This is a genomic window from Devosia sp., assembly GCF_030689745.1.
Classification (GTDB): Bacteria; Pseudomonadota; Alphaproteobacteria; order Rhizobiales; family Devosiaceae; genus Devosia; species Devosia alba.
The window spans coordinates 1-8,828 of the sequence record NZ_JAUYGL010000170.1; the positions used below are offsets into that span (position 1 = coordinate 1).

The window sequence follows — 8,828 nt, forward strand, 5'->3', positions numbered from 1 at the left end:
CGATCGTGGTGCCATCCGCGCGGCAATCCGCCTCGAAAGCCATGTTGCCCATTCGCACGGGACGGACAGGCGCAACCTGTAGTGTCATATGTTCCTCCCTCTCGAATTTAGTTATGCTTTATAACTATTTCATTTGCAAGCTTCCCCATCGGTGTCCCCGGCGTGGCGGCTTAACGGTCTCCAGGGAGGGCAGATCGACCATGGCTGTCAGTCGAGGAAATTTACCGGCCGGTGGCCAACTTACCGCCGTCCCCAGGCCGCGCCAGTAACATGCGCCGTCCCCAATGGACTTTAGCGCACTCAACGATTTCAATGAATTAGATGATATCCTCAGCCAGAATCAGATGCCTGCGCAGGTCGTCACTCGACACCGGGCAAGCACTGCCGGAACTGGTGTGCAAAGGGAGTCGCGCCGGAGTGGCGCGCGACAATAACGGGCGACGGTCGGCGATTGACCCTACGAACGACGCGGTATGGCGGCTACGTCGTCAGCTAGCGTATCCGCACGCTGATAGAGGAATCGTTCGGCTCAATCAAGGCCCTTGCCGGGCAGCGCAGGACCCGCTTCAGGGGCGTCGACCCCCGCATACCGCCGCAGTTCGTTGCCGGTCTTGATCGCGTCGATCATTGCACCCAGTTCCTGGTCAATTTTCGACGCGCTTGGAGCGACGCCTGCGCAGCCCAACCCTGCCCATCGATCATCGGCGCTGTAGCCGAGATGGTGCGGGTGGAACGCGCAGAAGGGTTGCGCCGCCGGTTCAGAGGCCGCCCGCGACGGCCTTTCGCGGCATGTCCGAGAGTATCTCGGCGACACCGTTGCGGATAATGACGATCTCTTCGAGGCGCAGCCCGAAGCGGCCCTGCAGATATATGCCCGGTTCGATGGAAAACACCATGCCCTCCTCCAGAATTGTCGGAGAGGTCGCGGTGATGTAGGGCGCCTCGTGGATGTCGATGCCCAGGCCGTGGCCGGTGCGATGCATGAAATTGGGGCCGTAGCCGGCAGCGGTGATGACGTCGCGGGCGGCCTTGTCGACGGCGCTGGCCGGGGCGCCCGGTTTGGCTGCGGCGATAGCAGCTTGCACCGCCGCATCAAGGATGGCGTGGATCTCGGCGAAGCCTTCTGGCGCACTGCCATAATAGCCGACTCGGGTCATGTCGGAGGGGTAGCCCCCAATGCGGCCGCCGGTATCGATCAGCACGGCGTCATTGGATTTGAGCGCGGTAGTCCCAGTGTGGTGGTGCGGAAAGGCGCCATTGGGGCCAAAGCAGACGCTGGTGAATTCAGGCGTGGCGCCATTGGCCTTGTAGAATTCGCGGATGACAGTGGCGATGTCGCGCTCGGTGATGCCGGGGCGCAGGGCGGCAAAACCGGCCTGCATGGCGGCGTCGTTGAGCACAGCGCTCTGCTTGAGCGCGGCGTATTCGGCAGCATCCTTGCGCGAGCGCAGATAGCCGACCGTATCGCCGGTGAAGCGGCGGGTGGCGCCGGGCAGTGCATCGAGCACCAGCAAGGCGAAATTGGTGCGCATGGTTTCGTCGAGCACGATGGAGGGCGCGGTGCGGTCAATGCCGCTGGCCACCAGCAGCTGTTCGAGCGCCGCATCGGGGCCTTCTGCGTCGGACCAGGGGAAGAAGGGCAGATCGGTGTGCTGGCGCGAGCTGTCGACATTGAGCGAAGGCATCAGGAAGCCGGCAAAACTGGCCGAGACCAGCAGCAGCACGGGACGCTCGTCGCCATGGGGGGCGAGATCGGCCAGATAGAGCATGTGGCTGGACGGGCCGATGACCACCAGATCGGTCTGGGTGGCGGCCATGCGGGCGCGCAGATTGGCAAGGCGGGTGGTGAGGATCGCGGTCATGGGGGACTCGTTGATGGTGGTTTTCACTAGACCTCATCCTGAGCCTGCCGAAGGGCGAGCGCGTCGCGCAGCTGGCGCACAGGCTCGTGGTCCGACGGGCTCACCATGAGGTCTACTCAAAGCCGCAGGTGAAAAGAAACCTCGAGCCATGCCCGAGGCCATACAATTGAGAATTGGTCAGGAGCCGGACCGGAGGGAGGTGGCCCGGCTCCTGAGCGGCGGTGTTTTGGGCCACCGCCGCTATTGCGCGCCTTACTTGGTCACGAGGCGGTAGTACACGAAGTCGGAAGTGGCGCCGTTGACATAGCCTTCGACATTATTGGCCATGGCGATGGTCAGCGCCGCCTGGAACATGATGACGATCGGCGAGGAGGCCTGGGCTTCCTTCTGGATCTCGATATACGCCGCGTTGCGCTTGGCCTGATCAGGTTCGGCCAGGGCTGCGGTGACCTTGTCGTTCATTTCCTGGGGCACAGCCCAGGCGTTGCGCCAGGTTGTGGTGGCAGTGTAGTTCTCGTCCGAATTGTCCGAGTTATAGGCGAAAGCCTTGGCGTTGGAGTGCGGGTCCATGAAGTCCGGGCCCCAATAGAGCAGCATGGCCTGATGGGTGCGCTCGCGATACTTGGTGATGACCTGGGCACCGGTGCCGGGCAGGATGTCGAAATTGATGCCGGCTTCGGCAAAGGTGGCCTGCAGCGACTGCGCCATATCGGTGAACGGGGCCGCGTTGATCACGTCCAGTGTGACATTGATCGGGGTCTCGATGCCGGCGTCAGCCAGGATCTGCTTTGCCTTTTCAACATCATGGGTGAACGGGGTCTCGTCATAGGAGCCGGGGAAACCCTTGGGCCAGAACGCCTGGTGGATGTCCATCTGACCCTTGAGGAAGGACTGCGTCATGCCGTCATAATCGACGAGATAGCGCGCTGCTTCCCAGACTGCTGGCGGGGTAAGGTCTTCCTCTTTCTGGTTGAAGGAGAGGAAGTGCACAGCCGCCTGCGGATAGGTTTCAACCTTGATGGCATCGGTGGAAATGCTGGTGATCTGGTCGGGCGTCAGATTTTTGGCGAGATCGACATCGCCCGAGGTCAGCAGCAGCTGCTGGGTGGCGGCTTCGGCAACGTGGCGAATGATGACCGACTTCATGGCGGGGGCGCCACGGAAATAGCTCTCATTGGCGGTCAGGCGGACGATTTCAGCCGGACGGTAATCGGACATCACGAAGGGGCCCGAGCCAGCCGAATGGGTGTTGAGCCAGGCATTGCCCATATCGCCATCGACCTCATTGGCCATGACCAGCACTTCGTCGACAATCGAGGCCGGACGCGCTGCCAGCACGTTGAGCACGAAGGCCGAGGAGAAATCGCCATCATATTTGACGGTGACAGTATTGCCATCGATGGTGACCATGTCGGCGATATTCTCGGGAGTCCAGCCGAGCTGGGTGAGAATGAAGGCCGGGGTCAGGTTGAGCTTGATGACGCGGGTGAAGGAAAACACCACGTCCTCGGGACGCACCGGATTGCCCGAGGCGAACTTGGCATCGCGCAGGGTGAAGGTGATGGTCTTGGCCGCATCGTCTGCGGTCCATTCGGTGGCGAGGCCTGGCGCCAGAACCGTGGTGTCTTCGGCTTCGTAGCCAACCAGACGGTCGTACACATTGGTGTTGATCTCGCCCGAGGTGAACTCATAGGCCTGAGCTGGATCAAGGGCGACGATGTCGTCGATATTCTGGGCGACGACCAGCGCATCGGCCGGCGTGGCGGCAAGGGCGGCGACACTGCTCAAGGGCAAGGCCAGCGCCGTCGCCAGTAAGGCTGCACGGAAGAGTTTCATCAGCGTTTCTCCTGTTGGGGCTTTGGGATTTTGATCTGCTTGACCGGCTTGATGCCGATTTTGGTAGCCGCCTCGCCCTGGCGTGAGGGCTTGGCGGAGGAGCGGAACAGGGCCAGCGTGCCGGTCCACAGCAGGCGGGCCGGCGTATCGGTGTGGTTGGACCATGAGTGCGGACGGTTGCCGCGGAAATGCAGGCTATCGCCCGCGCCCAGGATCATCTCGTCGCCGTCCAGGCGCTGGGTGATGGCGCCGTCGAGCACGTAAAGAATCTCTTCGCCCTCATGGGCCACCGTTTCCGAGCGGTAGCCCGGCGGCACGATCATGATGAAGCTCGACAGCGTATTGCCGGGAAAGTCCGTCCCCAGCCGCTCATAGGTGATCGAAGAGCCATCGAGCGAGAAGCGATGGCGCTCCCCTGCCCGCGTCAAGGCCGTCTTGGCCGTGGGTGCGGCGACAAAATACTCGATTCCGACGCCCAGCGCCCGGGCGATCTGGGCCAGGGTGCCCAGCGATGGCGTGGCATGATCGCGCTCGACCTGGCTGAGATAGCCGACCGAAACCTCGGCCGCCTTACCCAGCGCCTCAAGCGTCATGTGCTGCTGGCGGCGGCGCGCACGAATGAGCGCCCCCACTTTGGGATGCCCCTCAATCTGCGTTGGTTCGACGGCTGCATTTGTCATCAGGCCACCATAATTTTTTTGATATAAGCAAAGTTTTCTGTATGGTGAAAGCGAAATGTGAAGGTGGTCACGATCTGCAGAGAGGTCATTCTGCGGACGGATTACCTTGTTTTCTCAAGAGGATGGTCGCTTGAGCCTGGGTATGCCAACCACCGAGACACCGGATAGCGCCTTTGTGACTCGCCGCCGCTGGCGGCGACGCCTGGGTGCCATTGCCGGTTTTGTAGTCACGGTTTTCCTCACCTTTCTCGGCCTGCTGGCGATCACTTTTTTCATCGGCCGGGTGATCCCGATCGATCCGGTGCTGGCCGTGGTCGGCGACCGGGCCAGCAATGAGGTCTATGCGGCAGCGCGCACCGCCATGGGGCTGGACCAGCCGCTGGTGGTGCAGTTCTTCCATTATGTGGTCAATGTGTTCTCGGGCGATCTGGGCCAGTCGGTCAGCACCGGACGCTCGGTGGTGGAAGACCTCAGCCGGTTCTTCCCGGCAACGCTGGAAATGGCGACCATCGGCATTCTGATCGGCGTGCTGCTGGGCGTGCCACTCGGGGTGATTGCCGCCAGCCGGCAGGGATCGCTGATCGACCAGATCATCCGCGTGGTCGGACTGCTGGGCTATTCGATGCCGGCATTCTGGCTGGGGTTGGTCGGGCTGGCGCTGTTTTATGCCAAGCTGCGCTGGGTCGGCGGACCGGGCCGGCTGGACATTTTCTACGATGGCCTGGTGGCGCCGGCCACCGGACTATTGTTGGTCGACAGCCTGTTGGCGGGTGAGATTGATATTTTCTGGAACGCCATTACCCATCTGGTCCTGCCCGCCTCGGTGCTGGGCTTTTTCAGCCTGGCCTATATTGCGCGGATGACGCGTAGCTTCATGCTGGACCAACTGAGCCAGGAATTCGTCACCACCGCCCGGGTCAAGGGTGTGCCCGAGCGGGTGGTGATCTGGCGCCATGCGTTCAACCCCATTCGGGTGCCACTGATCACCGTGATCGGGCTCAGCTATGCGGGCCTGCTGGAAGGCTCGGTGATGATCGAGACTGTGTTCTCCTGGCCCGGCATCGGCAATTACCTGACCACGGCCCTGCTCAATGCCGACATGAATGCGGTGCTCGGCTCGACGCTGGTGATCGGCGCGGTATTCATCTTCATCAACAAGATTTCGGACGTGCTGTACCGCGTCCTCGACCCAAGGGCACGCTGATGAGCACACGCGACTGGCTGCTGGAAGATTCGCCGCATTCGCGGTGGCAGGCCAATGTGGGTCGGGCCTACCGGGTGTTTACCGCGCTGCTGCGCAACCCACTGTCGGTACTGGGCGGGATCATCATCCTGGCGCTGGTGCTGACGGCGATCTTTGCGCCCTGGCTGGCGCCCTATTCGGCGATCGGACAGGATCTGGCCAACCGGCTCGCCCCGCCCTCCTCCACCCATCTGATGGGCACCGACGAACTGGGCCGCGATATTTTCTCGCGGGTGATCTGGGGCTCGCAAATCACCCTGACCATTGTCGGGCTGGTAGCGCTGATCTCGGCGCCGCTGGGACTGCTGGTGGGTGCGGTGGCGGGCTATTTCGGCGGCTGGACCGACCGGCTGCTGATGGGGTTTACCGACATTTTCCTGTCGATGCCCAAGCTGATTCTGGCGCTGGCCTTTGTCGCGGCGCTGGGACCGGGCATCAACAATGCCATCATCGCCATCGCCATCACCTCGTGGCCGGCCTATGCGCGCATTGCCCGCGCCGAGACGCTGACCATCCGCAATTCCGAGTTCATCGCCGCCGTGCAATTGCAGGGCGCCTCGCCGCTGCGGGTGATCGTCGGGCATGTGCTGCCGCTATGTACCTCCTCGATGATCATAAGGGTAACGCTGGATATGGCCGGGGTGATCCTGACCGCAGCAGGGCTGGGCTTTCTCGGGCTGGGGGCGCAGCCACCATTGCCCGAATGGGGCGCGATGATTTCGCGCGGGCGCACCTTCATCCTCGACCAGTGGTGGGTGGCGACCATGCCGGGCTTTGCCATCATCATCGTCAGCCTGGGCTTCTGCTTCCTCGGCGACGGGCTGCGCGACGTGCTCGACCCCAAGAACGAGGGCAAGTGATGACCGCTCCCATGCTCAGTGTCGAGAATTTGCGCGTCAGCTTCCCCACCCATCGCGGGCGGGTGGAAGTGGTCAAGGGGATCAGCTTCGAACTCGGGCGGGAACGTCTGGGGATTGTGGGCGAGAGTGGTTCGGGCAAATCGATGACCGGGCGGGCGATCCTCAAGCTGATCCGCAAGCCGGGGCTGGTGACGGCCGACCGACTGGAATTTGACGGCATCGATCTGCGTGCCCAGAGCGAAAAGCAGATGCGGGCCATTCGCGGCGCTCGGATTTCGATGGTGATGCAGGACCCCAAATTCTCGCTGAACCCGGTGATGACGGTAGGCGAGCAGATTGCCGAAGCGCTGGTGACCCATGAGAAGCTGGCGCGTCGCGAGGTCGAGGAGCGCATTGAGGCGATGCTGCATTCGGTGCGCATCGATGATCCCAAACGCGTGGCGGGACTATATCCGCACGAGGTATCGGGCGGCATGGGCCAGCGGGTGATGATCGCCATGATGCTGATCCCCGAGCCCGAACTGCTGATTGCCGACGAGCCGACCTCCGCGCTTGATGTTAGCGTGCAGGCGCAGGTGCTCGATATCATCGATGATCTGGTGACGAGCAAGGGCATGGGGCTGATCCTGATCAGCCATGACCTCAATCTGGTCAGCCGCTATTGCGACCGCATTCTGGTGATGAATGCCGGCACGGTGGTGGAAGAATGCGCCGCAGGACAGCTCGACCAAGCCAGCCACCCCTATACGCGCGGCCTGCTGGCGGCGATGCCGACGATCAATGAAAGCCGCGATGAGCTGCCCGTGCTCGACCGCAACCAGTGGGCCGGAACATGAGCGCGATCAAGCTGGACAATCTCGATATTTCCTATGGCGACACCAAGGTGGTGCATGGCGTGAGCCTGGACATTGCCGAGGGCGAGAGCTTTGCCCTGGTGGGAGAAAGCGGCTCGGGCAAATCGACGATTTTGCGTGCCATTGCCGGACTGGCGCCGGACTGGACCGGATCAATCTCGGTACTGGGCCAGGCGCGCAGCCATGGCGTCGACCGGGCAGTGGCGCGGCAGGTGCAGATGGTGTTTCAGGACCCCTATGGCTCGCTGCATCCGCGCAAGACCATTGACGCGACATTGACCGAACCGCTGGCTATTCACGGCATCGGCAATCGCGATCAGCGCGTGGAACAGGTGCTGGCGCAGGTGGGGCTCGACCGGCGCTTCCGCTTCCGCTTCCCGCATCAGTTGTCGGGTGGACAGCGGCAGCGCGTGGCGATTGCCCGGGCGCTGATGCTGGAGCCCAAGGTGCTGCTGCTGGATGAGCCGACCTCAGCGCTCGATGTCAGCGTGCAGGCGGAAATCCTCAACCTGCTCAAGCGGCTGCGGCGCGAACAGGGCCTGACCTATCTCGTGGTGACGCACAATCTGCCGGTGGTGAGCTTTTTGTGCGACCGGCTGGCCGTGATGCGGTTTGGGCGGATCGTCGAGGTGGCGGACGTGGCCCAACTCAAGCACGGCGCGCTGGTCGAGCCATACTCACAAGAATTGCTGGCGGCCACGGAAGGCCGGTCCAGCGTAGTTGCCTAAGGACATTCCCATGACTGAACATGCTGCCGCCATCGCGGCATTCGACACCGCCATTGCCGAGGCCAAAGGCGCTGACGCAGCATTTGCGGCGCTGCAGAAACTGACCGAGGACACGGTGGGCACCAAGCTGTTCACCTTCATGACGGTGGACATGACGGCCGAGCTGGCGCGGCGCGCCTATAGCAGCGATCCGGTGAACTATCCGGCCTCGGGCACCAAGCCGATCCGCTATGACAGCTGGTTCGATATCGTGCACAAGGACCGGCAGTATTTCGTCGCCAACACCATTGCCGAGATCGCCAAGGTGTTCCCCGATTATGAGCTGATCGACTCGCTGGGCTGCCAGAGCGTGGTCAATATGCCGGTGGTGATCGGTGGCGAGCTGATCGGCACGGTCAACATGCTCGACGTAGACGGGTATTACACGCCCGAGCGGGTGCAGGTGATCCGCGACGTGCTGGCGGTGCCAGCCAAGTTGGCGGCGTTGGTGGCGGCGCGCTGAGTTTTCATCATTCTCGAAAGTAGAAGCCCGTCGCTCTGGCTGCGGGCTTCACGCTGGATGGTGGGGCGTTCGGTCGCCTCGCGCCCCGTTGGCCGCTCTGCTGCACGCCTTTGGTCCGGTTCCGGTCACGCCCAGCGTGTGCCGCGGCCCGCGGTCAGTTCGTTGACCTTTTCAATGATGCTGTTCGTGTCGATACCATAATGGCGGTAGAGGTCGCCGATCGTCCCGGTTTGACCAAAATGCTCGACGCCCAGAGGAATGGT

Annotated in this window: 8 protein-coding genes; 5 read left to right on the top strand and 3 right to left on the bottom strand. The window is 62.5% G+C overall.

Translation table 11 applies throughout. The annotated features are described in order from the left end of the window. Nucleotides 1–758: 758 nt before the first annotated feature. From Q8O80_RS14775 to Q8O80_RS14785, 3 genes are all read right to left on the bottom strand, one after another. Entirely contained in the window at nt 759–1,862 is a 1,104-nt protein-coding gene (locus Q8O80_RS14775; RefSeq protein ID WP_305580567.1) for a Xaa-Pro peptidase family protein, read from the bottom strand. A 252-nt stretch (nt 1,863–2,114) separates the two neighbouring features. Beyond that, a complete protein-coding gene (locus Q8O80_RS14780; protein ID WP_305580569.1) occupies nt 2,115–3,698 on the bottom strand; it encodes an ABC transporter substrate-binding protein in 1,584 nt (527 codons plus the stop codon). Then, nucleotides 3,698–4,378 carry a helix-turn-helix domain-containing protein gene (locus tag Q8O80_RS14785; protein ID WP_305580571.1) on the bottom strand — a complete coding sequence of 227 codons (681 nt, stop codon included), beginning with the start codon at nt 4,376–4,378 and terminating at the stop codon, nt 3,698–3,700. Before Q8O80_RS14785 ends, Q8O80_RS14780 begins: the two co-directional genes overlap by 1 nt. Before the next feature lie 142 nt (nt 4,379–4,520). Between Q8O80_RS14785 and Q8O80_RS14790 the strand changes: the two genes are divergently transcribed. Genes Q8O80_RS14790 through Q8O80_RS14810 form a run of 5 tightly spaced genes read left to right on the top strand, consistent with a single transcriptional unit; the run spans nt 4,521 to nt 8,565 of the window. Next, nucleotides 4,521–5,582, top strand: coding sequence for an ABC transporter permease (locus Q8O80_RS14790; protein WP_305580581.1), 1,062 nt, complete (start codon nt 4,521–4,523; stop codon nt 5,580–5,582). Further along, nucleotides 5,582–6,481 carry an ABC transporter permease gene (locus tag Q8O80_RS14795; RefSeq protein ID WP_305580573.1) on the top strand — a complete coding sequence of 300 codons (900 nt, stop codon included), beginning with the start codon at nt 5,582–5,584 and terminating at the stop codon, nt 6,479–6,481. The genes Q8O80_RS14790 and Q8O80_RS14795 overlap by 1 nt, the downstream gene beginning before the upstream one ends. Continuing rightward, nucleotides 6,481–7,317 carry an ABC transporter ATP-binding protein gene (locus Q8O80_RS14800; protein ID WP_305580575.1) on the top strand — a complete coding sequence of 279 codons (837 nt, stop codon included), beginning with the start codon at nt 6,481–6,483 and terminating at the stop codon, nt 7,315–7,317. Before Q8O80_RS14795 ends, Q8O80_RS14800 begins: the two co-directional genes overlap by 1 nt. Next, nucleotides 7,314–8,063 carry an ABC transporter ATP-binding protein gene (locus Q8O80_RS14805; protein ID WP_305580577.1) on the top strand — a complete coding sequence of 250 codons (750 nt, stop codon included), beginning with the start codon at nt 7,314–7,316 and terminating at the stop codon, nt 8,061–8,063. Before Q8O80_RS14800 ends, Q8O80_RS14805 begins: the two co-directional genes overlap by 4 nt. A 10-nt stretch (nt 8,064–8,073) precedes the next feature. Continuing rightward, nucleotides 8,074–8,565, top strand: coding sequence for a GAF domain-containing protein (locus tag Q8O80_RS14810; RefSeq protein ID WP_305580579.1), 492 nt, complete (start codon nt 8,074–8,076; stop codon nt 8,563–8,565). Nucleotides 8,566–8,828 lie beyond the last annotated feature (263 nt).